A 25,777-nucleotide genomic window follows, 5' to 3' on the forward strand; every position below is an offset into this window, starting at 1 on the left:
GCAGATGATTTTTGCAGCTATTTTAGCAGGAGGTATTGGATCTAGAATGGGGGGAACGGACACTCCTAAGCAATTCCTGCCCCTTGGCGACCGCCCGGTAATTATTCACACTATTGAAAAATTCATAATCAATAAAAGCGTAGACAGAATCATCGTTTTAACTCCTCAAAACTTTATCAATCATACTGTTCATTTAATCGAGGAATATATTGATGATAACTCTAGGATTGTAGTTATTGAGGGTGGTAAAACAAGAAACGATACCCTGATAAACAGTATTGGTTATATTGATGAAAATTTCGGAATGGATGATGAATCAATTATCATAACCCATGATTCGGTAAGGCCTTTTGTAACTCATAGGATTATTGAGGACAACATCGATGCTGCAAAAAAATATGGGGCCTGCGATACAGTTGTTCCGGCTACAGATACAATTGTCGAAAGTGTGAACGGTGAGAAAATTTCAAACATTCCTGTGAGGTCAAATTATTACCAAGGCCAAACGCCACAGAGCTTCAATATAAACAAACTTTCTTCATTGATTAATAGTTTAACCGAAGATGAAACCAATATTCTAACAGATGCTTGTAAAATTTTCACATTGAAAGGTGAAGATGTATATCTAGTGGAGGGTGAAGTGACAAATATTAAAATCACATACCCTTACGATTTAAAATTAGCCAATACGATACTTGAGGATAATCATGATTAACATTGTTTACAGATTAAAATCTCCAAAATTTTTTGAGGAGTCAATAGATGAAATTGAATTGGATGGTGTTGTCGTCAGACCAACTTATTTGTCCATCTGTCAGGCGGACCAAAGATACTATCAGGGGTCAAGACCTGCAGAAATATTAGATAAAAAGTTACCAATGGCTTTAATCCATGAAGGAATCGGCGAAGTTGTCTTTGACAGTGAAGATAATTTCAAATCTGGCGACAAAGTTGTGATGATTCCTAACACTCCTTTTGGAGAGGATGTTTGCAGAGCCAATTATTCTTATAAATCTAAATTCAGAGGCAGCGGATTTGATGGATTTACTTCTGATTTGATTAAATTGGAATCCGATAGGGTTGTGAAAATTCCTGAAAATTTTAATTTACAAGTTTCAGCTTTCATTGAGTTAATCACTGTTGCCTATCAGGGAATTTCCAAATTTGAAGAGATATGCGTTACTCCAAAAGATGTGCTGGGTGTTTGGGGTGATGGAAACTTAGGTTTTATTACAACATTGCTCTTAAAGGAAAAGTTTCCTGAATCTAAAGTAATTATATTCGGCAAGCATCAGGATAATCTTGATTTGTTTTCGTTTGCCGATGAGATTTATAGGATTCATGACGTGCCCGAAGAGTTCGCTGTTGATCATGGATTTGAATGTGTCGGTTCAAGTGCTTCCCAATTAGCCATTGACCAAATAATAAATTTAATTAACCCTCAAGGAACAATCAATCTATTTGGTGTAAGTGAATATCCTATTCCCCTTAACACTCGGCTTGTTTTAGAGAAAGGATTGACTATACAGGGAAATAGCAGGTCTGATAGGGAAGATTTTGTTGGTGTTGTTGAAATGCTTTCAAAAAATCCTAAGCTATTTGATTATTTGGAAAAATTAATCACCAATGTATGCGAAGTGAACTCTTTAGATGATTTAAAAGAAGCATTTGATAAGGATTATATTTCCAAATTCGGCAAGACAATTTTAAAATGGAATAAATGATTAATAGTGAAGTCTATTAATTATTTTGAATGCTTCTCTTCTATAGTAGTTTCTTTTTTCTTTTTCACATATTACGGGTATCATTTCCAGAGCATGATAATCATCTTCATCAAGTACCTCATTGTTTCTAAGTTTATGTTTTATCATTTTTAGGATTATGGCCGCAGGGTCTTCATCAATTTTTGCCAGTTTGATTGTGAAGCAGGCTTCTGATTTTATTTCAAATTCCCTAACGTAGATGTTGATGTCCCCTGGACAGATTATGTAAATTGAAACGGGTTGGTGTTGTTTTTCATATAAACTTTCTGCGAATTCAACATATTTTACAAGTTCATCCTCGTCAAAATCTTTCATTTGCAATTCCAGAACAATAAACTCATCATCTTTAGTTTTAAATATGTCTCCACCTTGATAAACATTTTCGTCAAGTTGCAATTCCTCTGCACTTACACAACATTTTATCCTTCGGTTGTCATAAAATGTTTCTCGTATAATTTTTGTTCTAACTTCGTAATCTTTTGTATTCATAGTATAACCTTTTAAATTAAATTTGTAATTGTTATATATGAATTAAAAGTTAATAAATTGTTTAGTAGTTTTATAAAGCAATTTAACAAGATTAAATTAATTTTAGGCGATGATTACAATATTTCTGTAAATGGTAAAAGAGTGAAAAGAACTAATATCTAGTTTCCGAATTTGGCGCGATTTCTTTTGACTTCATATCTTGCAAAGAAGTAATTTATAACACTTGCAATTGCTCTTCCAATACATAAACCTAACCAGATACCAATAAGGCCTAAATTGAACCAGAATACAAATATATAGATTAAAGGAACTACGAATATGATTTCCCTTAAAATTGTAAACATTAGGCTGTAAGTTCCTTTCCCGATTCCTTGATAGAAAAAGCTGGATGGTATTCCAATACCTGTTAGAATCAAAGTAGGACATGCAATCTGAAGATATTGTGCAATTCCTGGAACTAAATTGGCGGTTTCTGGGGTATATGCAAACAATGTAGCTAACGGTGTTGCGAATATAACTAAAATCAATGTTATGACAGTTCCCAAAGCAAGTCCAAATTTGGCACCATATTTGTGGGTTCGTGATAGATAGTCTCCATTTCTAGCACCGAATGCGCTTCCGGACACTGCAATAACTGCAGATCCGATAGCTGTTAGGGGCATAATTGCAAATAGGTATAGTCTTTGACCTGAGGTGAATACGGCGATTCCGTAATCTCCCCCAACCATGGCTATTACAATCAAATAGATTGACATTGCGATTGCCATAATCAGCATGTCAAGTGAAGATGGAATTCCTACTTTCAGAATGTCTTTTGTTAATTTTGAATCGAATTTAAATCCCCTAAGGCTGACATCAACATATGTGTCTTTTTTAATCAAAATCCAATATAGCATCACCAATGCCGCAATTGCTGAACTTACAATTGTTGCAAGGGATGCTCCTGCAGAACCAAATCCTAAGGTATAAATGAATATCGGGTCAAGTGTTGCATTCAGGATAACTGTAATGATGACGACATACATTGCACGTTTCATGTCCCCTTCGCCACGAAGGATTCCGCTGCAGCCGTTGGAATACATAAAAGCAATCAGGCCTAAAAACAATGGGGTCGCATATGCAATGCCCTCTTTTAGTGTCTGTCCTGTGGCCCCATAGCTTCTAAGCAATGGCTCTTGTATGATTATAAAAATTATTGTTAAAATTATTGAAGCTATAAAAAAGATAATTAACGAGTGGGTTGCGGATTCATTGGCTTTTTGGTGATTTTTAGCACCGATAAATCTTGAAATGCTGCTTGTTGCACCATTTCCGAGCCCTACACTTGCCCCATTCAACACCATAAAGATTGGTGTAACAAATCCGATTCCTGCAATGGCTGTAGGACCAAGTCCGGCTACCCAAATTCCATCAACGATATTGTACAATGCTGTCAGAATCATTGAAATCATGATTGGGATGGCCAATTTTTTCACAGCTTTCTCCGGTTCTCCCCTCATTAACTCCACATTTTCATTAGCCATGTTTTAAATATTGGTTTTACTCATATTTAATTAGTGGTGATGTTGTGGACTATGAAGCAATTATTAGTGAGAAGTATCCAAATTGTGATGTTGAAGTACTGACTCCCGGCGTTTTTGAAATGGAAAAATTAGTGGAATACATTACAGATGACATTGTTGTTTATAAACCTTTTTCAATCATGGTAAACAGGCATTTCATAAGATTCATGATGAATGTTGGTCATAGGGGCAAAATCTATTATCTGGATGGTTTTTCAGATGAGGATTTAAAGACTGTTCATGCGGGACTTTTGAAATTCACATGGAAAAGCGATGTCAAAATAAATTTGTTCAAGAATGCAAATCCTGATAGGGATATCTTAGGGTTATAGCTGGAAAAATTCATCACAATATTCACAATAGTAGTTTAAATTGCCATCACAGTAGTTTCCAATAATTATATCATTATCCAGTGACTCAATAGCTAGTTCATCAGTTGGGTCGCCATGAAATACTTTTTTTAATTCTCTCTTGCATTTGGGACATCTTTTCATATTATTCAATTATATTAATAATGAATTTTAAATATTATTGTAGGTGTAAAAAAATGCTTATCAATGTTGGTGCCGAATTCGGCACACACTTGGAATCAAATGAAGAGGCAGTAGAACTAATTGAAATTTTAAATAAGATTCCCGAGGATAATTTCATCATCGATTTTAAGGATGTCATTTTCGTAACAATGAATTATGCTCAAGCGTATTATTCTGCTAAATTGGAGTCTTCTAAAAACATATCAGAAATTAATTTATCGGATGAAATCAGTGTTGTTATGGGTGCGGCTGATGAGGCATGCAATCCATAATTTTATTGCAACATGCTAATTTTGTCCTCGCAACTTTCAATGCACTCCCCGCAGAAGTTGCAGATACGGCAGTTTGAATTAAAAATGTAGAAATTTAACGTATTGTCATTGATGGAATCCGAAGAAATGCACTGATTTAGAGTGGTGAGACTATGCTTGCAAAAAAGATGATAAGGGACATATTGAATCATAAGACTCTATTCATATCTATCTTTTTAATGGCATTTTTGGGAGTTTTTGTTTTTGCAGGGGTAGGCGGTGAATCTGTCGGTCTTGAAGTTAATATAGACAATTATTATGAAGAGACTAACTTGGCTGACGGTTGGATTTATTCTCCTTATTTGAATGATTTGTTTTTAGAGCAAGTGAATCTTTTAGGTCCAACTACACAAATGGAAAGGCAATTAGTTGTTGATTCTGTAGCGGACTTTGAAAATGGTCCTGAAGTCACGCTGCACTTTGTTGAAAACAACACAATATCCAAATTCTATTTGCTGGAAGGTGAACCGTTAGACATTAATGACAGTGAGGGAGTGTGGCTTGATAAAAGCTTTGCTGATGCTAAAGGATTGGAAGTTGGGGACAACATCAGCTTTGAATGTGAAGGTTACACTATTGAAAAAGAAATTAAGGGATTGGGATACTCTCCAGAATATGTTTATCATGCTTCATCCAATTCATTGTTGCCTGATTTTAACGAAATTGGTTTTGCTTACATGTCCTATAAGGCATTTCCAGAGGATACGGTTCCATATAATGTTTTAAATGTTAAATTTAAGGGCAGTCCTGATACTTTTGGCAAATTATTGGATTATCGGTTAGAGGGCTATTACAGCACATTCGTTGAAAGGTCTGAGCATCCAAGTGTTAATCAATTTTCACAGGAAATTACCAAACACAAAATGATGGCAGACGTTTTTCCGGTAGTGTTCATCATAATTACAATGTTGATTCTTTTCACAACAATGACAAGGATTATTGCTCATCAGCGAACTCAAATAGGCATATTAAAAGCCAGCGGATTTAAAAACACAACGATAATGTGGCATTATATATCATATGGATTTTGGCCAGTTTTGATTGGATCGGTTTTAGGTTTGATTTTGGGGCCAATAATACTGCCTCAAATATTTCATCCGTCAATGGTTAGGACATATAAAATGCCATTATGGAGTCCCGCTTGGGACATGACTTTCGTATATGTAATGGCTTTCATGGTTATAGTTTCACTTGTGGTTTCATATTATGCCATTTCGAGCATAACAAATGAAAAGCCTTCCGACACTATAAAGCCCAAAGCGCCTAAGGCATCAACTTCAGGATTTATTGAAAAATCAAAGATTTGGAAAAGATTATCATTCAACATTCGTTGGAATTATAGGGATGCTAAAAGAAATAAATTGAGAGGGATTATGACCATTATAGGGGTCATGGGTTGCAGTGCACTTTTAGTTGGCTCATTTGGTTTACATGATGGAATGAATGATATAAAAGAATGGGAATACAGTCAAATTAACCATTATGACTCGAAATTAGTAATCGATAATGCATCAGCATCGCAAATTGATGTTGTTGTTGCTGAGGTTAATGGGGAAAGCATAATGGAAAAAGCTATTGAAATAGAATCAGATGATGTGAAAAAGTCGGGTTCGCTTCTGGTTTTAGATAGCACGGATTTAATAACACCAACAGATGATGATTGGAATAAAGTAGACATTGCAAATGATGAGGTTTCGATTTCAAAAAAAATGGCCGATATATTGGGAGTTGGTGTTGGCGACACTGTAAAGTGGCATATTATGGGTTCAAACAAATGGGTTGAAGTAAAAATTGATAAAATCCATGCAGACCCAATATCACAAGGTTTTATCATGTCTTCAGATAAGCTAGAGGAGTTGGGCTTAAATTACACACCAACAAGTGTGATTACCTCAGAGCATGTGGATGGAACATACGATGGCTTTAAAGAAACCAATCATCTCAGTGATATTGAAATTAGTTGGAGTGAGATAACCCAGACCATGTGGCTAATAATCTACGTATTGATGTTCTTTGCTTGTACTCTAGCAATCATAGTTTTATATAATTTAGGATTGCTGTCCTTTACAGAAATTGAAAGGGAAATTTCAACTCTTAAAGTACTTGGATTTAAAAGCAATGATTTGAGGAGATTGTTGTTAACCCAAAATCTATTTTTCACAGTTATTGGATTTATATTGGGCATACCGTTAGGTTTATATATTCTGACAGTAATGTGGCAGTCTTCAGGAGATTCATTTTGCATAGTACCTTCATTAACTCTTACAAATGTTATGTTAACTGCCATGATAACGTTTTCATTGTCAATTATTGTAAACCTAATGTTTTCAAGTAAAATCAAGAAATTGGACATGGTCGAATCTCTGAAAGGGGCAGAATAGATTATGCTATCGAATTCAATTATTATATGCAAAATATTAAATTAACTAAAAGAGATATATTAATGTGTAGCTACAGTTTTGAATAGCTATTATTTGATATTTTTTTCAATATGTCCTTTCGTAATTGGAAGGTTACTTATAAATTCGGCAATTTCAATGCATTGCCGGGAAATATAAAGGGTGTTTAAGTGAGTGAACAAAAATTAGAAGTATTCAATGTTTTGAATTTTTTAAACAGTGGTTATGAACTGGAAGACATTTTAAAAGAAGGTCAATTTGGAACTTTTTCATCTGCTGAAGATTGCATTCAATATTTGGTTGATGAAGGTTATCTTGAAGGGGATGTGACCGTTAGCGCAAATGTAGAAGTAACTGCTGAGGCAATATCTAAAAAATACGTAGTTTCCGAACTTAAAGACATTTTAAGGGAAAATGGCCTAAAAGTTTCAGGAAAAAAACATGAATTGGTTGAAAGAGTATTGCCGGTATTGAAAGAAGCTAAAGATTCAAGAAATTTAAATGTGGCTGTTGAAAAGGAAAAATCATATGATAATCTGGAATTGACTGACAAAGCATTCGAGTTTTTAAAAGAAAATGAATGGATAGACTTGTACATGTTTGCTCTTGTCGCATTCAGATTCGATGATTATGAAACTTATGTAAAAGGGTCAAGCGCAGGCATAATAGAAACTGCATTAAATTTCTGCGATGAAATCCTTTCAAGAGCATTGGTTGCCAATCAATTTCTGGTATTCATCGATGCGTTATCTGCAAAGGCGCATGTTTATGCATATGGCGGGGATTATGACTCATTCATGGATTATGATTTGCAAAGATATATATTGGGTTTAAACCCTATCGTATTGGATGCTCAAAGTTATGCTTCCTATGATGTTATAAACGAAGCCAATATTATTAATTTAAGAAATGTCTTGGAAAAGCTAGAAATGGGCAGTTTAAAGAAAAGATTTGATAGAATTTGGAACATATGCAATATCAAGAGCATTACTGTGCCTAAAAAGACTTGCTATAAAATATTGCAAAAGGCTATTGCCGGTGCAGATATTGAAGAGCTTAACTTTGACTTGAAAGAGAAATATTTTGATAAAAAATTCGGAATCTAAAAAATGAAATCTAAAGTTGCCGGATATGTCCTTATAATTGGTAGTTTATATTATATTATAGCTGAAGCCATCTCTGCAACTTTTTTCAATTCCTCTTTGATGAGTACTTATCTTTTCCATACAATATCCGAATTGGGCATTCCCAATGCCAATTCCCCATTGTTTTGGTTAATGAACAGTGCTTTCATTTTAATTGGTTTAACCCTTATTTTTGGTTATTTTTATAAATTTAGAGATTTCATTATTAAAAATAAAATCGTTTGTTCTGTTTTGGCATTAGTGACCGCTTTCGGTGTCATTATTGTTGGTCTCATTCATGGCGGCAATCCATTGACTTCCGGTTACCATACCTTGGGGGCAGTAATGGCAATTTTGGGCGGAAATGTATTGTTGGTCTTAATTTCAAGATCTATGAATAACTTTGGCAAATATCAAAAAGCCACATTAACGTTAGGCATTTTTGGATTAATAGCTTTTTGGATATTGTTTTTCAACATGGAAAGCATCTACATGCCTGTTTTTGAGAGATTGTCCGTTTATACTTTGGTCATATGGAGTTTCATAACAGGGGTCTATCTGATTAAATGAGATTTTCAGGTAACCTTTTTTTCACTAAAAGTTTAAATAGTCCTTTGAATAATTATAGTTAAAGGTGATAATATGGTAAATCTAGATAAAGCTATTGAAGAAGAAATTTTGGCAATCGTCGAAAAATACCAAAAAGAAAACACAAAACTTCTAAACTACCTGATTACTGATGATGAGATTACCTTTTTCTCCCCATTGGGAAATGGTAAGGCAATAACTGCAGAAGATTTGCAAAAAGTTGCTGATATCTTAAAAGGTTCATTCATCGGAATGGAAATTGTAAATCAGGAATACAGGTTTAAATTCAAAATGGGTTTGTAGGAGTTGCATTTAACTCCTAACTTACTTTTTTTTAAAATCCTCAGGATACAATTCATATTTTATTGCTCATTTTCATTTTTTAAGTACTCTTGTGTGAGCTTGCATTCGCTCATGCACTTTGTGCAGCCAAGCCCTGCCTTGTATTGGTCCATTATATATTCAAAGCAGGCATCAATATCAATAATGTCTTCTCTATCTAATCTATCATTCCATTTTTGAGGGTTGATTGCATTAACAGGGCATGCTTCCTGACAATTAGTGCATTCCTCACACTCTGAATCGGTAATGGGTTCTCCAAAATCCATAGGCATATCAGTTAATATTGCACCTAAAACAACTGCTGAGCCGTATTCTGGAGTTACAAACAGTGCAGAGCGTCCAATCCAGCCAAGACCTGATTTGGTGGCTATTGTTTTATAAGGCAATATGCTTAATAGCTTTTTCATGTCACATTCATTTCTTGTCATGGTCAATGCAAAGGCATCATATCCAAGGCGTTTAATGTATTCCTCGCCTTTAATGGCAATTTTACTTAATTCGGCGACTTTCGCATGAAAGCACTTCCAATATGCTTCATAATCTTCATCTTCAACTAGATGCATGGCCTTTTTGGGTAATTTCATAACCAAGCTTATTCCATTTGGCAGATCAACTAAATCACTAGCCAGTCCATCAACATTTGCATAGCCGACCTTGCTTGCACCAAGTCCAAGAAGATATTTTTTAACTTCATCCATATACTTAATTTTATAAACCATAAAATAAAATATTAATTGTAGTGATTAAATGAAAGATATAGATGTTTTAATTGAAGCTTTGCCTTATATCAAAAAGTTTCATGATAAAAAAATTTTAATTAAATATGGTGGACATGCAATGGTGGATGATGAAGCAAAGTCATCTACGGCTCGCGATACTGTTTTACTAAAATATGTGGGAATGAAACCTCTTATTGTTCATGGTGGAGGTCCTGAAATTTCAAGATCAATGGATAAATTAGGAAAAGAACCTAAATTTATTAAGGGACTTCGTGTAACTGATGAGGAGACCATGGAAATTATTGAAATGGTGCTGGTCGGTAAAATCTCAACCGAGATAGTTTCTGAGTTAATCAAGCATGATGGTGAAGCAATAAGTTTATCAGGAAAGGATTCAAGTTTAATTTTTGCCCATAAAAAGCAGGCAAGCAAAATCGATGAGGAGATTGTTGATTTGGGTCTTGTCGGTGAAGTTGATTGTATAAACACAGATTTGCTTGACATGTTCATAGATAACGATTATATTCCTGTAATATCTCCAGTGGGCATTGCAGAAGACGGAACCAGCTTGAATCTAAATGCAGATACTGCAGCGGGTGAAGTCGCAGGTGCGATAGGTGCAGAAAAGTTAATAATTCTAACTGATGTTCCGGGTGTTTTAAGAGACCCAAATGATCCAGAGTCATTGATTCAAAAAATTAATGTCGATGAGATTCCAGGTTTAATTGAAGAAGGCATCATTTCAGGCGGAATGATTCCAAAAATTGAAACCTGTGTTCATGCCATTGAAAATGGTGTTCAATCATGCCACATTATCGACGGGCGTAAAAAACACTCTTTGCTTTTAGAAATATTTACCACTGATGGTATTGGAACTATGATTTCTAAATAATCATAGTTTTATTCTTTTTTTTTAATTTTGAGGATGTGACGCAAAATTTTTAATTGAATTTTGTGTTTTTGATTTTTTTTATAGTTTTTCTTATTTTTAGTTGTTTTTTCTGTTTATTTCATTGTATATTCTTTTTAAGTTATGTCCGATTGTGTATAGTTTGAATTCTGTGTTTGTGTTTTTTATTCCTGTTGTGGTGAATTCATGCAGTTTCATATTTTGTTTTATGTGTGCAAATGGTAGTTCTGCTGTTTTTGATCGTTTTTTGTAGATTTTTTGTGCCCAGTCTGTTTCCATTTTCCGTTGCATTCTGATTTTGGAAGGGTTTCCATAGTCTTGAATTGTTCTGTAGTTCTTTTTCTTGCAGCAGATTTCTTTCATTATGCAGTTTTTGCATTCGTTTGTCCAATAGGTTATTCTTTGTTTGTTTTTGTATTCGTATGTTTTTCTTCGATATAAAATTTCGCCCAAAGGGCAGATATAGGTTTCAATTTCAGCATCGTAAGTGAAATTGTCTTTTTTGAATGGTTTATCCCATAGATTGTACTTTTTTTCTTTTCTTGAGAGTTTTCTTGTGGATATGTATCCATCAAGTCCTTTTTCTTCGAGATAGGTTGTGTTTTCATCTGTGGAATATCCATTATCAGCACTGAATTGGAAATTAGAAGGCATTTCATCGTAAATTCCTTCTAAATTGCTTTCTAATTGTTCTATTGATGGAATTAGTTCGAAATGGTCTGTTGGATTTTGTGTTACGTATGATGAAAGTATTATTCCTTTGTATTCGTCTACAATGATTTGTGCATTGTAATCCCATTCCCATTTGCCTTTTTTATTCATCATCAAGCGAGCATCAGGGTCATTAATACCAATTACATCTTTTGGTGACTCTTTTACTTTTTCTTCGAGTTCATTGAGTTTTTTTAAAACTTTTTCCGGATTTTTTTCAGCCTGTTTTAAAAGATTTAAACTTGAAGAACGCAATTTATCTTTGTTTCTATTATCTTTAGAAGATTTTTCTATTTCTTTTACTGTTTTTTTGAATTTTTCTTTGTCAGTTAAGGATTCTGGAACACTATTTCCAGATTCATCTCCAAGTTCTTCATCTTCTTGTTGATCTCTTTCAATACTTTTTTGGAGGTGTTCTTTCATGATTTTGATTTGATTTTCATCTGTTAATTTGTTAATTGATGTTTTTGCTTTGATTTTAGTTCCGTCCAAGCTCAAATGATGGATTTTTATTAAATCATTATCTTTTGCAATTTTAATGGTTGTTTTGAATGCTTCGTCGATTAAATCGGAATATTCGACTTTAAATCTTGCTATTGTCCTATATGGTGGTTTTTCCATTGCTGCAAGATACATATATGCAATGTCCGTACGTGTTTTCCTCTCAATTTCCCTTGAAGATAATCCCCCATCGAAAACACTCATTAAAATGAGTCTAAGCAATAATTCGCGCGGATAAGCAAATTCACCAGGAGTTCCACGAAACTCCTGGTTCGCTTTCGAACAATCAATTAAATCAACCACATTTTTAATAAAATAACACGGATGATCTTTAGGAATCAAATTCCGCAAGTCCAACGGGACTAACATACTCTGATTAATATTATCATCTTTCAAAACCATGAATAAAACAACCATAAATATTAATATCTATAATAAAAGATTGTACTTCATAGTATATAAAATTAAAGAAAAAATAAGCAAAATAAAATTAAAAAAATAGTGACTTCGTGTTACATCCTCAAATTTAAGATAGTAAAGTAAAAACTTTAAACGGCAGGTTTCTATCCTGAATACCCTCCAGATTCGAAAAACATTAAAATATTCCTCATTAAATGTTCCGAATCCATGATTTCCATGTTGTTCTAGCATTGCCTTCTGTTAAATCGAATACCTATGTTGTTATTGTCATTCTTTTGGTTTTGGATTTAATTTGGATTTTGATTGCCATGAAAAATTCCTGCCTCTGATGGCAGACAATTCCTCCAAAAAGGAGCAGCCGCTGAACAGGCACCCGATATATCTTGCATTGTAACGTTCCAACCAGCTATGGGAGAAATGTCCTTCAATGCGCAAATGATTAAAAAAATCATCAAAAGTTGACATTATAAACAATGGAAGAAATATATGTCATGAAAGGTTTAATAATATGAAAGGTATATTATAATATAATTATCATTTCATTAAACAATCTATAAGCAAAACCTTTTAAAATTGACTCTTCAAGACTTAATTTCATAATATTATGAAAAATTTGATTAGGTGATATGATGATGAAAGCATATGCGGTTGTATCTCATTTCAGAGATGACATACCCGAACAAAAAGAAGTAATGAAAATTTTAAAAGAGCATTTGAAATATTTCGCAAAATGTAGTGAAGAAGGCAAAGTTCTTATTGCAGGTCCTCATGCTTTGGAAGACGGTTCCTTTGGTGGAGGCGGAGTCATGGTATTGAAAACCAATTCAAAAGAAGAAGCTGAAGAGCTCATGGCTAACGATCCGTTTGTAACAGGAAACATTGTAGATTATACAATCTATGAATTTAGAGTAGTTAATCTAAGACCTGAATTAGAAGAATGGTTTAAATCATAACCTTCATTTTTTTCTTTTTTTCTTTAATTTTTTAATTTTTAAGATTGCTTTGCCTTTGCTGCTTTTAATAAATCTATAATTAAATATATAGAAAAAGCAACTAAAAAAAATAAGTCCACGAAATTGTTTTAAGAAAGTTCATGGCACATCATCATTTTTAAACATTTTTCTAAGTTCTCTTCTAAGCAATTTCCAACCGTTTACTCTTGGAAGTTCGTCGAGTGCAAATATTTTTCTTGGAACTTTATATCTGGATAAGTTTTCACGTGCATATTCTATTAATCCTTCATCATCAGACTCATTTTCCCATACGACTGCCGCAACAGGGATTTCTCCTCTGTGACAGTCATTTATGCTGAAAATAGCTATCTCTTTGACTGCAGGATATTTTATTAGGACTTCCTCCACTTCTGTTGGGTAGATTTTCCATCCGCTCATTACAATCATGTCTTTTTTACGGTCTGTAATAAATAACCGATTATCTTCATCAAGGTATCCGATGTCTCCTGTTAAAAACCAGCCGTCATCTAAAAATGATGCTTTTGTTTTTTTTTCATTTCCCCAATATCCTTTTGCAATTGCAGGTCCTCTAAGTGCAATTTCGCCCTGTTCATATTTCGGCAATGTTATTGAGGAGTCCAGTTCATCCACTATTTTAACTTCTGAAAAACAAACAGGATGGCCTACACTTTCAAATCTGTCTGCTTCCCAGTAATCTTCCGGTCTGATGACGGTTCCGGTCCCGATTACAATAGACTCTGATAATCCATATGCGTTTATGATTGGAATCTGGTAGGTTTGATGGAAATCTTTCCATATCTTTTTATGCAGTGGTCCTCCACCTGAAATTATTTCTCGAACTGTTTTAAGGTGTTTTCTTGCATCCATAGTGGTTAGTGAATGTATTACTGGAGGCATTCCGCTTAAAACAGTAACTTTTTCCTTTTCACATAACTCCAAATATTCATCCAAGTTGAACTGTTCCATCATGATGTAATAAGCTGCAGCCCTTAGGGCTGAAATTGCCCAGGATAAGCCTACATGCGCCATAGGATAAATTCCCAGGAACACGTCGTCTTGTTTTAAGGTTAAAACATCACATTCATTGTGGATTGCAGTAAAGTAGTTTCCATGTGTAAGCATTGCACCTTTAGGTTTTCCGGTTGTTCCTGAGGTATATTGCAATTGGCATAAGTCATCCCATTCTGTTGCTTCAGCTTCCAAAACTTCGCTATCCTTGAAATCAATTATTTTTTGTGGAATGTAAGTGTCAATGTCAATAATGCCTTTAGCTTCAATATCAGTAATCATTAATTTTGCCTGTGAGTCATCTACAATGTATTCAAGTTCTGCTGCTGTAAAGACTCTGTTTGTCGGAATGGCTATTGCCCCTATTCTCCATATTGCGAAAAGAGAAAATAAATATTCTTCTGAGTTGTTCAAGTAAATTAATACTCTATCTCCTTTATTCACTCTTAAATTTTTCAATTCACGTCCAATTTCAGAAACAATAGATAAGATTTCTCCGGAGGTGTATTTTTCTCCATTTTTGGGGTTGTATAAAACGTTTTTGTCTAATCTTTTTGAGTTCGCATCTAAAAAAGTGGTAATGTTTAACATTAGATTAACTCCTTAACAATGGCTTTTGTAATGTCAATGGTGCTTGCATCTCCCCCTAAATCGGGGGTTTTTATTTTGCATTCTGCAATTACTTTTTCCACTGCATTTTTGATGTCATTTGCAGTTTCCCATTCTCCCAAATAATCAAGCATCATTGAAGCGGAAAGTATCATTGAACATGGATTTGCTATATGTTTTCCTGCAATGTCTGGTGCAGATCCATGCACGGGTTCAAACAATCCGTTGTGATCTCCAATATTTCCTGATGGTGCAAGCCCTAATCCTCCTACAAGCCCTGCACTTTCATCGGATAGGATGTCTCCAAACAAGTTGGTTGACACGATGACATTGAAGGTTTGTGGCTGTGTGATAAGATACATGGCCATTGCATCCACGTAATAATCTTCAGTATTGATTTGAGGGTACTGCTTTGCTACATTGTAGAAACTTTCTTTAAAAACACTGTCTGTCTTTTTCAGGACATTGCTTTTGTGAACGCATGTGACTTTTGTCTGACCTCTTTTAATGCATAAATTGAAGGCTGCTTTTGAGATTCTCTCAGACGCTTTTTTCGTGATGATTCTTTCGGCTATCATTTTGTTTTCATCACCATATTCGACTTGGGAATAAAGTCCTTCGGTGTTTTCCCTTACAATTACAAAATCGATGTCGTTTCTTAAACAGTTAACGCCTTTATAGGATTTAATTGGTCTGATATTTGCATATACGTTCAATGCTTTTCTTAAATTGATGATTGGGCTTGGTTGGCCTGGAGTGGATGTTGATGCTCCAAATAATACTGCATCGCTTTTGTTTGCTAGTTTCAATGTTTCATCAGGTAATGTTGTACCATTCTTGTTGAAACACTCAAAGCCTGCCTCACCATATTCAAAACTAAATTCCAAATCCAGCTTATCAAGTAAATATTCGCAGGCATTCATGACTTCCTTTCCTATTCCATCTCCGCTTATAACTGCAATATTATACATTGTTTTACCTTGAATACAATTTTGTTCGTATACTTATAATATTGATATTTATTCTATTTAAGTTAAATTAAAATTTGTTCGTATGTTATCGAAATATTTTTATATCTCAATTAGTATAATAATAAGTAATAACAAAAATAAGGTTAGTTTTTCCTTGTCGAATTAGTGAGGGTTTAAAATGGAAAGAAGTATTGATGAATTAATTGAATTATTGAATGATAAAGATGACTTCGTTGTTGAAGATGTCATTGGAGAATTGGAGTTAAGAAAAGAGGAGTCATTGGATCCATTAATTGATGCATTATCCAGCAGAAAGAAAAATATCAGATTGCATGCTGCAACTTTACTTGGCGCAATCAATGACCCAAAAGCAATTCCTGCTTTAATCGCAACTTTAAAAGACAACAACAAATTGGTAAGAAGAGAAGCTTCTACAGCTTTAAGCCGTATGGGCGAGCCTGCTGTTGATCCTTTAATTGAAACTTTAGATGATGAAGATTGGAGAGTAAGGGGAGCAGCTGCTTGGGCACTTGGAAACCTAGGTGATGAAAAAGCCATTCCTGCACTTGAAAAATTGCTTGATGATGAAAGCGGTTTTGTAAAACAAGGTGCACAAAGTGCAATAGCTTCAATTAAGAAATAATCTTATTTCTTATTCTTTTTTTTTATTTGCTTTTTTTGTAAATGTCTTATTAATGATTTAATTAACAAAAATTAAATTCCTTCATTTTTTTAACTTTATTTAATTAATTTTTTAAACATTGTTTAATTATTTTTTTATTTTAATGATTTTTTTCAGAATTTTTATTCATCGGAAGGCATTTTCCAACACATTTATATACTTGTATAATTAAAGTATAATACGGAAGTCATATTCCGACTATAATAATTTTATGTGGAGGATTAAAATTGTGCGGAATCGCAGGAATCGTTTATAAAGATAAAAAATTACATGATATTGGAAATGATATGACCAATATGCTTCATCAATTGCAACACAGGGGGCCTGACTCAGCAGGATACTCTATTTATGGAGGTACTGGTCTTGAAGAGAATGAATACATCTTAAAAATTCAAGTAAAAGAAAGCGACAAATTGCTTGAGAAAGTTAAAGATACAATTAACTTCATAACTCCAATTAAACAGGATGCCATCCTTCCTTCCGTTGGGGAATCATTCATTTATAAATGTAAAATATCTTTAGATAGATTTTGTGAGCTCAAGCCCTTGATTACAAAAGTTGACACTATAGATGATGTAATCGTAATTAACGGCAGTCATGATTTTGAAATGATAAAGGATGTAGGTTCCGTACTTGATATTGCAAACAGATATGATGTGAGGTCTGTAAAAGGAACACATGCAATTGGCCACACTAGATTTTCAACTGAAAGTGGAGTGGACAGATATCATGCACACCCTTTCCAGACATACATTGTTCGTGATATTTCAGTTGTACACAACGGACAGATCACAAACTATTGGAAAGTTCGTGATCCTTTAGAGAGAAAAGGCCACACATTCGAAACATTCAATGATACTGAATGTCTTGTTCACTACATTGCAGATAAACTGGATACCGGTTACTCTCTAGAGGAAGCGCTAGAGCAATCTGTAGAGGATATGGACGGTCCATTTTCATACATTATAGGAACTCCACAAGGAATCGGAATAGCTAAAGATAAGTTAGGTTTAAGGCCGGGTGTGATGGCAGAAAATGATGACGTATTTGCAATTGCATCTGAAGAGGTATCTCTAAGGGAAGTAGTTGACACAAGCCATGTAGAACAAATTTCTCCTGGCGAAGTAATGGTATATGAAATTTAGGTGATTTTATGGAAGTCTTCGAAATTGATGCAGAAAATTTAACTCCTCGTGAGGTGAATTCACAAGTAAAAGAAGCTGCACCGGAATATGATAAAATCATCATCAGAAATCCGAATGCAAAACATTATCTTGTTGCAGGAGTGACAGAAGATGTTGAAATAGAACTTGACGGTTCTGTCGGATACTTTGGAGGATGTATGTGTGATGGGCCTAAAATCAAAATCAACGGAAATGCCGGTTGGTTTGTTGGAGATAACATCACCGGTGGTGAAATAATCGTTGAAGGAACTGCGGGTGATGGTGCAGGTCAAGGAATATATGATGGAACTGTAGTTGTCAGGGAATCAGTTGGTTCCAGAACCGGTGAAATCATGAAAAACGGAACAATAATCATTGGGGGAAACTCCGGATTTATGACAGGTATTTTCATGATGGGCGGTCGCATCATTATTTTAGGTGATGTTGGTGATGATGTTGCAGAATCCATTATTCGTGGTGTAATCTATGTTCGGGGTGAAATCAAAAGCTTAGGTTACAATGCAAAACTTGAAGAGTTGACCTTTGAAGATACGTTGGATCTTGAAGAAACATTATCAGAATATGACTTTGACATTGATGATTATTCAGAATTTAAAAAAATCGTTCCGGAGAGTACAAGGCCATTTTACGGTCATTAGGAGGAAATAAGCATGCCATATAGAGTTGAAAGAAATCCAGATTTATGTAAAAAAAATTTTGGCCGTCCAGGATGCTGCTGGTATTTATGTGATGACAGGGATGAAAAAATCTGCGGAAAATGTTTTTCATGTTTTAACAATTGTCCTCATGGAGTTTATGAGATTATTCAAGGTGACCCATATCCATTAAACCAAGAAAAATGTGTTGGTTGTAGGATTTGCTTGGAAATGTGTCCAAATAGGGCTATTGAAGTAAATGCAATTCCAGAAGATGCAAGACAAGGATGGGGATTCCCAGATATTGTAGAAATTGTAAGACAATCACAAACTGCTTCATATAAATTAAGAAGTACAGGTGCACTTAGGAGAATTCCTGACTTTGATGATTTGGTTGTAATTCCCGCACAAGTATCAAGACCTCCTATTGATAAATACAGGGAGCCATGTGGAACAGATGTAGTTTTAGGGGATAGATATGCAGAAAATCCTCTTAAAATTGACACACCAATTATGATTGGAGCAATGTCATTCGGAGCTCTATCAAAAGAAGCAAAAATGGCATTAGCTATTGGATCAAGTCTAGCAGGAACAGTTACAAACACTGGTGAAGGTGGAATGCTTCCAGAAGAAAGGGAACTGGCTGATAAACTTGTTGCACAATATGCATCAGGCCGTTTTGGAGTATCTGCAGACTATCTTAAGAAAGGAGATGCAATTGAGATAAAAATAGGTCAAGGAGCAAAATCAGGAATGGGAGGACATTTACTTGGTGAAAAAGTAACTGCTGAAGTATCCAGAATCAGAAATATTCCTGAAGGTTCAGATGCACTTTCTCCTGCAAGGCACATGGACATTGTCGGCCCTGAAGATTTAAGCATGAAAATATCACAATTACGTGAAATAACCGATTGGAAAGTACCGATTATGGTTAAATTTGCTTCAGGTAAAGTTGCTTCCGATGTAAAAATCGCAGCAAAAGGAGGAGCAGATATAATCGTAGTTGATGGTATGCAAGGGGGAACTGGAGCAGGTCCTGAAGTAATCATGGAACACTCCGGTATTCCATCTCTTGCTTCAATCGTGGAAGCAGACCTTGCACTTAAAGAAATTGGTCTAAGAGACCAAGTGAGCTTGGTGGCTGCTGGTGGAGTAAGGTCTGGTGCTGATCTTGCAAAAGCCATTGCACTTGGTGCGGATGCGGTTTATATTGCAACAGCCGCTTTGATTTCAATCGGATGTAGAGTATGTCAAATGTGTTATACAGGGTCATGTAGAAAAGGAATAGCTACACAGAATCTGTCCTTAAGACATAGGCTTGATTATAAAGAGATGGGTAAGAATGTGGCTAACTACATTAACACAATGACTGATGAAGCTTGTATGTTGGTTCAACAGGCTGGAAATACTCATATTACAAAACTTGAAAAAGAAAACTTGCGCGCATTAACACTTGAGGCATCAGCATTGACTGGTGTTCCTATGGCGGGCGTAGGTAGAATTTAGATATTAAATTCTTTTCTTTTTTTCTTTTTTTTCCAAAGTGCATTTTAATAATCTTCAAAATTTAGTTTTTAAAAGTTTAGATTCATCAATTTTTTTTAAAGGGGTCCTTTTTTATAATTTGCAGATGATGAATCAATGAAATTTTTTCCCCTTTGATTTATTTATGGATAAAGACAATATGTAATCATGGATATAAAAAAATTCAATAGATATTTTCTGTATTTACTTTCATTATTTATTATTTCTTTAGGGGCGGCAATATCAATTAAAGCTAATTTAGGGACCTCTCCATTAATCTGTCTGCCTTATGTTTCTAGTCTAATTTTGAATTTAAGTGTGGGGACAGTTTGTTTTATATTCAATATTGTTTTCATTGCCCTTCAGGTTCTTATTTTAAGAGGTAATTTTGAAAGGAGGCAGTTTTTACAGATAGTTGTCGGAACCATATTTTCATTTTTCATTGATTTTTCATTAATGCTGGTAAGCTTTTTGAACCCTCAAGACTATTTAAGTCAGATGGTTATATTGTTGATTAGCTGTGTCGTTGTCGCTTTTGGTGTCTTGTTTGAAATCCAAACAGAAGTTGTCTATCTTCCGGCTGATGGTTTGATAGTCGCTATTTCCAAAGCATTAAAAAAGGAATTTGCAAAGATAAAACCTTTCATTGATACATCAATGGTAATAACTGCAGCTGTATTGTCTATTGTATTTTTAGGATATCTTGCAGGAGTTCGTGAAGGAACGATAATATCTGCTGTTATTATTGGCCCCATTGTTAGAGTTTTAAAGAAGTATTTGGATTCATATATCGAACCTTTAATTAATTGAATTCAAATATACATGATTTTCTAAAGAGGTTAGAATTAAATATCATTAGTTAGCATAATATATAATTGATTAGGAGATATTGTTATGTTTAAAAAAATCGTTATTTTTTTCATGTTAAGTTTAATGTTTATTGGAGTCGCATCCGCTGTGGAAAACACTAATTTTACAGCTCCTGATGATTTTGAAGACGTGGGTGATGGAGTTTATGTATTGTATGACTCATTGAAAAATCCAGATTTGATTCTATCAGTGGTGTCCTATACAGAACATGATGCCGATGACTATATTACTAACGATACTGAGAACAATTATACTGTATTTAAAGGAGAAAATAATACCTATAATTTTGTTGATGGAAGTACTGGTGAAAAAGGTACCTTTGAGCTAATAGAAGTTGATGGTGTTAAGTTCATCGTTGATTTCGCAAAAAGGGGAATTGGTGATGAAACAGACTTCAATGAAACTTTCAACAGATTAATGGAATTCAATCAGTTGAACAGTGTAAATGCCACTAAATGGGTATAATTCCCATTTTCTTTTTCTATTTTAAAATTATTGCGTCATCAATCATTTCTATTAATAATTTATTTATTGGATTTCTAAAAGATAATGGATGTTCTTTCGGGTATTCGTCACTTAAAGGGATCACTTTAAAGCTGGACATGCATAAATCGGTTGTCCTCAGTGCAAAATAGGCCTGATATTCTCCGTTGACGATGTTTGTCATTATTCCCATATCTTCAGTGGGGTCATGGCCTGGAATTCCCTCTTCCGCATAGACTTTAAACTTTTTTACACTGTCTGCAGAAATTAAGGAATATTGCATCAGATAATAATAGTCATCCTCTTCAAGTTCATATTCGTCATATTCGATTATTTCATCGCAATCCTCATCGGGAATGTTTAAGTTTGGACTGCAGTAAGCCAGTGAAATGTAAATGCCGTCTAAGTCAAGCGCTTTGGAAATAATGTCGTAATATACATTATCTAGAGGTTGTGGTTTATATCGGTCCCCTAAAATTTCAGGGACCGTATGTGTGAATCCACCGTATTCAATGACAGTGCAATAAAAATGTTTTTCTCCAAGATAACCTGCAGTGGTTGCTTTTTCAATTGTCTTTTTAATATCGATATCTGCAGTTTCTAGTTTTTTAGCCATTTCTAAAGCTTTTTCATCGCTAATCATTAAATCACTTATTTTCCTTTAGTTTCTTGAGATTTTCTTTGAGTAGCTTGTAGATGTTTTCGGCACCGATAATCTCCTCGTCATCCACATCCCAAGTTGATGGGTATAAAATAAACGGTCTTGTCTGGCTTCCTCCAGCTCCTCCATGGCTTCCGACCAATTCCTCAAAAGCGCATACCTCATCTTTTTCGCTGTCATAAAAACTGTTTACTAAAATATCTGGAGTATGTTTAAAGGAGCTGTTTCTTTTGATATGTCTTGCAATATTGTTTCCGAACCCTTCAAGAGGATTTTTGCCTTCTATTTCGTCAGTATCTAAATAATATATTCCATCTTTTCCAATGGCCATGTCTCCTTTTTCACTTGACCTGACCACAATAAATCCGATGTATTCATTTTTCAAGATTCCTGGAATTAGCTCTGGGAAGAAATCATTTAATTCCTCATAAGTTAATCTATGGCTCCATTGCGTTAGGTAAATCATTGCAAGATTACCTGATGCAAGCACGATAACTTCAGAATCGCTTAATTCTTCACTTTCTTCTTTTTTATTTCTATTGTTAATCTTATCAATTCTTTTAGAAAATGGAACAAACGAATCTGCGTAATGCTCTTCATTTGATGACATTTTAGCAAACATGGTCATGTCCTGTGGAAGTAATGATTTGATAAAGTCTTCAAAGGATTCGCCATTTCTTTGGGTAAATGTGGCTCCATTTGTTTGGCCATGATCTGATTGAATTACAAATTGGTATTTTCTAGGAGTGTATTTAGTGGCCTTAATTAAACGTCTTATTTGTTTGTCCATTCCTTTAAGAGCATACCATGAGTCTTCATCGCGAACTCCTGAATGGTGTGCTATTTCATCGTAACCTAGGTAAGTTGAATATGCAACATCAACATCTCCAACCATCATATCTCCAATCAATGTGGAGGTGTTGATTTCCCTCATGAATACATTTGTCCCTGCTCTTGTTGGTATGTAGACAATTCCACGTTTAATTCTAGGTCGAATATTTTTGACTTTATGCTTTATTTGAGAATAGATTTCAAGCACCATTTCAGCTAAAAATAGAGAAACTATACGAGCAAAATTACTAGGATTTGAAAATACAGAAAACCAGGCCTTATTGTATAGTTTTTTCATGTTTAAAATTTTACTCATTGTAAAAATCACGTTATCTGTATCGCCGGAAAATAGATTTGACCTGCTTGCACCATTATCAACCAGTAATCCGTCTCCGTTGGAAATTCTTTCTTCCAACTCTTTAACTTTAAGGGGACCTGAACATTGCATCATCTGATTGTCGTTTTCCTTTTCAATCCATCTAAAAGCTGTTATGTTTTCGTTGTTTCCATGCAAGATTCCAGCTTGGCTTGCTCCTGTTTGTGATGATAGGTCGGTTTCCCACTCCTTTAGGGTATGGCTTTCAGATTCGATCATATTTTTGACTGTCGGCATCAAATCTTTATCAATGGCTTCACATAAAACATCATAGGCAAGGCCATCAATTTCTACAATTATTACGCCAGGATAATCTTTAACTTCTCCTTTTCTTTTCTTTTCAGCGTCTCTAAATACTGACCTATAGTATGAACCATCATCCTCCATAGTAACTAATGCTGAAAGTATTGTTGTTAAAAATGCCATGGATAACGGTGCAAGAATCATCCCAATGCCCTCTACATAAATTCCGAATATCGGTCCGAAAAATTCAAGCAGAAATCCATTTAAAATAAGTGAACCGACACCAAATGTCAAAATCAAAAACGGCATTAGAATTCTAGTTAATATAGGCCATAAAAGAGCGTTTACAAGACTTATGAAAATGACAAAGAAAAATACATCGTCTAAGTAATCTATTTTGATTCCCAGGCCTAGAAAACTAATTATATAAATCCCTAAGACATTTCCAATAAATATTATCAAACTTCTTTTCAGTGTTGTTCTTGGCGGTTTTTCATAATCTGCAATTTTTTCCATAGTCATCCCCGTAAATATTTCATAATCTCATCACAAGAGTTAGCTGTTTTAAATATATCTTCTTGTTTGTATAAAAATCCTTTTTTGCCCATTTCATCAATCATCTCAAACATCTTATCGAAAAAGTGATTGATGTTGTAGACAATAACTTCTTTATTGTGCTGTTTTAATTTTTTAAGTGTTATAATTTCAAAGAATTCGTCTAGGGTCCCTATTCCTCCAGGAGTGATTATAAAAGCATCTGAATTTTTAACAAATTCGTTTTTTCTCTCATCCATTGTGTCAACATGGATAAATGTAGTGCATTTTTCACATAGTGGCTCGAATTTTCCAATCCATTCCGGAGCAATACCAATGCTTTTTCCATCATTATCATGAACTCCTTTAGCACAAGCACCCATCATTCCGGTTTTTCCTCCGCCGAATACTAGTGTGTGTCCGTTTTTAGCTATTTCACAACCAAGTTCATAGGCAGCATCAGTATAAATTTTATCGATGTTCCTACTTCCAGATCCATAAAGGCAAATATTCATTGTTCAACTCCTAGATATCGGGGGTCTGCTCAGCAAGACACAAATGGCAAATTGCATCAACATTATCCTTTTGATTTTCTTTAACCGGGCAGAAAAATTCTCCATTTCTTTCTTCTACTTTTAGACTTCCAGGGAATTCACTTCCTACAGGGTGTATAGGTTCTTCTAGAATAAATGTGGTATATAATGCAGTGATTACATATATCAGTGGAAATTTATCGTCTGCACTATGCCTTTCCTTTTCAAAGGTTCTCTCAAGCATAGGAAAAGACTCGTCATATGCTTCTTTGTCGATAATGCCATCCTCATAATCATCGTTTTCCAGAACTTCTTTCATACGCATTATGAAATATTTAACATAAATCTCTAAATATTTTTCCCGATAATTGGCATGAACATATTCTCCGTCTTTTCTCATGTGTGCAGTAGCTAACATTAAATCATATACTGTGATTATTCTAGCATATTTTTTGAGTATTTCCATCAATTCCTTTCTTGTAATTTTATCATTTGGAGATAACTCTTTTAGTTCCACTAATATGTCTTCTGCATCCATGGTTTTTATTATAATGTTTATTATTAATAAAAATTTTTTTCAAAAATTACTTAAAAAGTGAAATCAAAACAATTAGTGGGGAAGTTATTATGGTTGATAATTTTATGGAGATTTCAAAACAAGACATTGAAAATGTCGATAATGCTTTAAAAATCAATTCTGATTATAAATTAAACAATTCCAAATTCAATGTTAAATCGTTCCAAAAGTCTAAGGATATTGTAATAATTCAATATGTTGCAAATGTTGAAAACGAGTTGGTTTTCCAAACAAAAGAAGAAAACGGAAAATATTATATTTCGGATACTTTTGACTTGTTTATGGATAGCATTGTTAATGGCAATGCTTCAAGGGATGTTTTCCAGTCTGTAAGCGAGTATTTCTATAATGTGATTGAAGATGAAAGCAAAGATTTCACAGAAGAGAAAGATGAGTTAATTGGCTTTTTATTATTGACTGAGGAATATGATGAAAATCAACTTAAAATTGATTTGGATCCTATAAAAATACGTGATGACTATAAAAATGATTATGATAGGATTTATGGTGATGAATCTTTAAATAGGGTTCAAAAAAGCCTTGCATTAAAGGAATTGGTGCATATGTCAATTTGTCAAACTGTTGATGACATTGATTTGTTTTTCACAAGGCCCTCAAATTTGACTCCTGAGGAAAATGCAGAAAAAAACAGGCAAGAAGCAAAAGCATTACAAAATGAATTGCAGTTATCATAAGTATTAAGTATTATT

Annotated in this window: 29 protein-coding genes; 17 read left to right on the plus strand and 12 right to left on the minus strand. The window is 34.3% G+C overall.

Translation table 11 applies throughout. The features are described from left to right. Positions 1-4 precede the first annotated feature (4 nt). Positions 5-715 (plus strand): 2-C-methyl-D-erythritol 4-phosphate cytidylyltransferase, encoded by a 711-nt coding sequence (locus IJE64_RS00765; RefSeq protein WP_292780640.1) that lies wholly within the window; start codon positions 5-7, stop codon positions 713-715. Further along, the gene (locus IJE64_RS00770) at positions 708-1,724 is read left to right on the plus strand and encodes an alcohol dehydrogenase catalytic domain-containing protein (RefSeq protein ID WP_292780642.1); all 1,017 of its coding nucleotides are present in this window, start codon (positions 708-710) and stop codon (positions 1,722-1,724) included. The genes IJE64_RS00765 and IJE64_RS00770 overlap by 8 nt, the downstream gene beginning before the upstream one ends. Here IJE64_RS00770 and IJE64_RS00775 read toward each other — a convergent pair whose 3' ends face one another. Together IJE64_RS00775 and IJE64_RS00780 are read right to left on the minus strand one after the other, a co-directional pair. Next, positions 1,725-2,159, minus strand: coding sequence for a hypothetical protein (locus IJE64_RS00775; RefSeq protein ID WP_292780645.1), 435 nt, complete (start codon positions 2,157-2,159; stop codon positions 1,725-1,727). Between the two features lie 251 nt (positions 2,160-2,410). Beyond that, a complete protein-coding gene (locus tag IJE64_RS00780; RefSeq protein WP_292780647.1) occupies positions 2,411-3,775 on the minus strand; it encodes an MATE family efflux transporter in 1,365 nt (454 codons plus the stop codon). Between the two features lie 44 nt (positions 3,776-3,819). Here IJE64_RS00780 and IJE64_RS00785 point away from each other — a divergent pair, with 44 nt between their 5' ends. After that, entirely contained in the window at positions 3,820-4,146 is a 327-nt protein-coding gene (locus IJE64_RS00785) for a hypothetical protein (RefSeq protein WP_292780649.1), read from the plus strand. Here IJE64_RS00785 and IJE64_RS00790 read toward each other — a convergent pair. After that, positions 4,141-4,308: a hypothetical protein gene (locus IJE64_RS00790; RefSeq protein WP_292780651.1), complete on the minus strand. Its 168-nt coding sequence runs from the start codon at positions 4,306-4,308 to the stop codon at positions 4,141-4,143. The two genes, IJE64_RS00785 and IJE64_RS00790, sit on opposite strands and share 6 nt — an antisense overlap. Before the next feature lie 53 nt (positions 4,309-4,361). Here IJE64_RS00790 and IJE64_RS00795 point away from each other — a divergent pair, with 53 nt between their 5' ends. From IJE64_RS00795 to IJE64_RS00815, 5 genes are all read left to right on the plus strand, one after another. Beyond that, positions 4,362-4,619 (plus strand): hypothetical protein, encoded by a 258-nt coding sequence (locus IJE64_RS00795; RefSeq protein ID WP_292780653.1) that lies wholly within the window; start codon positions 4,362-4,364, stop codon positions 4,617-4,619. A 152-nt stretch (positions 4,620-4,771) separates the two neighbouring features. After that, the gene (locus IJE64_RS00800; RefSeq protein WP_292780656.1) at positions 4,772-7,039 is read left to right on the plus strand and encodes an ABC transporter permease; all 2,268 of its coding nucleotides are present in this window, start codon (positions 4,772-4,774) and stop codon (positions 7,037-7,039) included. 188 nt (positions 7,040-7,227) lie between these two features. After that, a complete protein-coding gene (locus IJE64_RS00805; protein WP_292780659.1) occupies positions 7,228-8,163 on the plus strand; it encodes an SAP domain-containing protein in 936 nt (311 codons plus the stop codon). Between the two features lie 3 nt (positions 8,164-8,166). Next, positions 8,167-8,751 (plus strand): DUF998 domain-containing protein, encoded by a 585-nt coding sequence (locus tag IJE64_RS00810; protein WP_292780661.1) that lies wholly within the window; start codon positions 8,167-8,169, stop codon positions 8,749-8,751. 72 nt (positions 8,752-8,823) lie between these two features. Further along, positions 8,824-9,072 carry a hypothetical protein gene (locus tag IJE64_RS00815; RefSeq protein ID WP_292780663.1) on the plus strand — a complete coding sequence of 83 codons (249 nt, stop codon included), beginning with the start codon at positions 8,824-8,826 and terminating at the stop codon, positions 9,070-9,072. Positions 9,073-9,131: 59 nt separating this feature from the next. Here IJE64_RS00815 and IJE64_RS00820 read toward each other — a convergent pair whose 3' ends face one another. Beyond that, entirely contained in the window at positions 9,132-9,830 is a 699-nt protein-coding gene (locus tag IJE64_RS00820) for a reductive dehalogenase domain-containing protein (RefSeq protein ID WP_292780666.1), read from the minus strand. A gap of 28 nt (positions 9,831-9,858) precedes the next feature. On the opposite strand from IJE64_RS00820, the gene argB reads away from it, so the two are divergent. After that, positions 9,859-10,722, plus strand: coding sequence for an acetylglutamate kinase (gene argB / locus IJE64_RS00825; protein ID WP_292780669.1), 864 nt, complete (start codon positions 9,859-9,861; stop codon positions 10,720-10,722). Between the two features lie 96 nt (positions 10,723-10,818). On the opposite strand, the gene IJE64_RS00830 is transcribed toward argB, so the two are convergent. After that, positions 10,819-12,354, minus strand: coding sequence for an IS1182 family transposase (locus tag IJE64_RS00830; RefSeq protein ID WP_292780672.1), 1,536 nt, complete (start codon positions 12,352-12,354; stop codon positions 10,819-10,821). Between the two features lie 285 nt (positions 12,355-12,639). Next, a complete protein-coding gene (locus IJE64_RS00835) occupies positions 12,640-12,837 on the minus strand; it encodes a hypothetical protein (RefSeq protein ID WP_292780675.1) in 198 nt (65 codons plus the stop codon). Positions 12,838-12,998: 161 nt separating this feature from the next. On the opposite strand from IJE64_RS00835, the gene IJE64_RS00840 reads away from it, so the two are divergent. Then, positions 12,999-13,325 carry a YciI family protein gene (locus IJE64_RS00840; RefSeq protein WP_292780678.1) on the plus strand — a complete coding sequence of 109 codons (327 nt, stop codon included), beginning with the start codon at positions 12,999-13,001 and terminating at the stop codon, positions 13,323-13,325. A 138-nt stretch (positions 13,326-13,463) separates the two neighbouring features. Here the strand turns inward: IJE64_RS00840 and IJE64_RS00845 are convergent, their stop codons facing one another. Continuing rightward, on the minus strand, positions 13,464-14,945 hold the full coding sequence (locus IJE64_RS00845) for a class I adenylate-forming enzyme family protein (protein WP_292780680.1): 1,482 nt from the start codon (positions 14,943-14,945) through the stop codon (positions 13,464-13,466). Further along, positions 14,945-15,934, minus strand: a complete 990-nt coding sequence (aksF, locus tag IJE64_RS00850; RefSeq protein WP_292780682.1) for a homoisocitrate dehydrogenase — start codon at positions 15,932-15,934, stop codon at positions 14,945-14,947. Before aksF ends, IJE64_RS00845 begins: the two co-directional genes overlap by 1 nt. A gap of 178 nt (positions 15,935-16,112) precedes the next feature. Between aksF and IJE64_RS00855 the strand changes: the two genes are divergently transcribed. From IJE64_RS00855 to IJE64_RS00880, 6 genes are all read left to right on the plus strand, one after another. Further along, on the plus strand, positions 16,113-16,577 hold the full coding sequence (locus tag IJE64_RS00855; RefSeq protein ID WP_292780684.1) for a HEAT repeat domain-containing protein: 465 nt from the start codon (positions 16,113-16,115) through the stop codon (positions 16,575-16,577). Positions 16,578-16,843: 266 nt separating this feature from the next. After that, positions 16,844-17,761 (plus strand): glutamine amidotransferase family protein, encoded by a 918-nt coding sequence (locus tag IJE64_RS00860; RefSeq protein ID WP_292780687.1) that lies wholly within the window; start codon positions 16,844-16,846, stop codon positions 17,759-17,761. Between the two features lie 8 nt (positions 17,762-17,769). Further along, positions 17,770-18,438, plus strand: coding sequence for a GXGXG domain-containing protein (locus IJE64_RS00865; RefSeq protein WP_292780689.1), 669 nt, complete (start codon positions 17,770-17,772; stop codon positions 18,436-18,438). 12 nt (positions 18,439-18,450) lie between these two features. After that, positions 18,451-19,941 (plus strand): glutamate synthase-related protein, encoded by a 1,491-nt coding sequence (locus IJE64_RS00870; RefSeq protein WP_292780693.1) that lies wholly within the window; start codon positions 18,451-18,453, stop codon positions 19,939-19,941. 186 nt (positions 19,942-20,127) lie between these two features. Next, positions 20,128-20,769: a YitT family protein gene (locus IJE64_RS00875; protein ID WP_292780695.1), complete on the plus strand. Its 642-nt coding sequence runs from the start codon at positions 20,128-20,130 to the stop codon at positions 20,767-20,769. An 84-nt stretch (positions 20,770-20,853) separates the two neighbouring features. Continuing rightward, on the plus strand, positions 20,854-21,294 hold the full coding sequence (locus IJE64_RS00880; protein ID WP_292780697.1) for a hypothetical protein: 441 nt from the start codon (positions 20,854-20,856) through the stop codon (positions 21,292-21,294). A gap of 16 nt (positions 21,295-21,310) precedes the next feature. Here the strand turns inward: IJE64_RS00880 and IJE64_RS00885 are convergent, their stop codons facing one another. Genes IJE64_RS00885 through IJE64_RS00900 form a run of 4 tightly spaced genes read right to left on the minus strand, consistent with a single transcriptional unit; the run spans position 21,311 to position 25,028 of the window. Beyond that, on the minus strand, positions 21,311-21,955 hold the full coding sequence (locus tag IJE64_RS00885) for a hypothetical protein (RefSeq protein ID WP_292780699.1): 645 nt from the start codon (positions 21,953-21,955) through the stop codon (positions 21,311-21,313). Positions 21,956-21,959: 4 nt separating this feature from the next. Further along, complete coding sequence (locus tag IJE64_RS00890) at positions 21,960-23,939, minus strand: phage holin family protein (RefSeq protein ID WP_292780701.1); 1,980 nt, start codon at positions 23,937-23,939, stop codon at positions 21,960-21,962. 2 nt (positions 23,940-23,941) lie between these two features. Beyond that, a complete protein-coding gene (locus IJE64_RS00895) occupies positions 23,942-24,472 on the minus strand; it encodes a TIGR00730 family Rossman fold protein (protein WP_292780703.1) in 531 nt (176 codons plus the stop codon). A gap of 10 nt (positions 24,473-24,482) precedes the next feature. Then, positions 24,483-25,028 carry a DUF2115 domain-containing protein gene (locus tag IJE64_RS00900; RefSeq protein WP_292780705.1) on the minus strand — a complete coding sequence of 182 codons (546 nt, stop codon included), beginning with the start codon at positions 25,026-25,028 and terminating at the stop codon, positions 24,483-24,485. A gap of 89 nt (positions 25,029-25,117) precedes the next feature. On the opposite strand from IJE64_RS00900, the gene IJE64_RS00905 reads away from it, so the two are divergent. Continuing rightward, a complete protein-coding gene (locus IJE64_RS00905) occupies positions 25,118-25,762 on the plus strand; it encodes a hypothetical protein (RefSeq protein WP_292780707.1) in 645 nt (214 codons plus the stop codon). Positions 25,763-25,777: the final 15 nt, after the last annotated feature.

Source organism: Methanobrevibacter sp. (assembly GCF_017409525.1).
GTDB lineage: Archaea > Methanobacteriota > Methanobacteria > Methanobacteriales > Methanobacteriaceae > Methanocatella.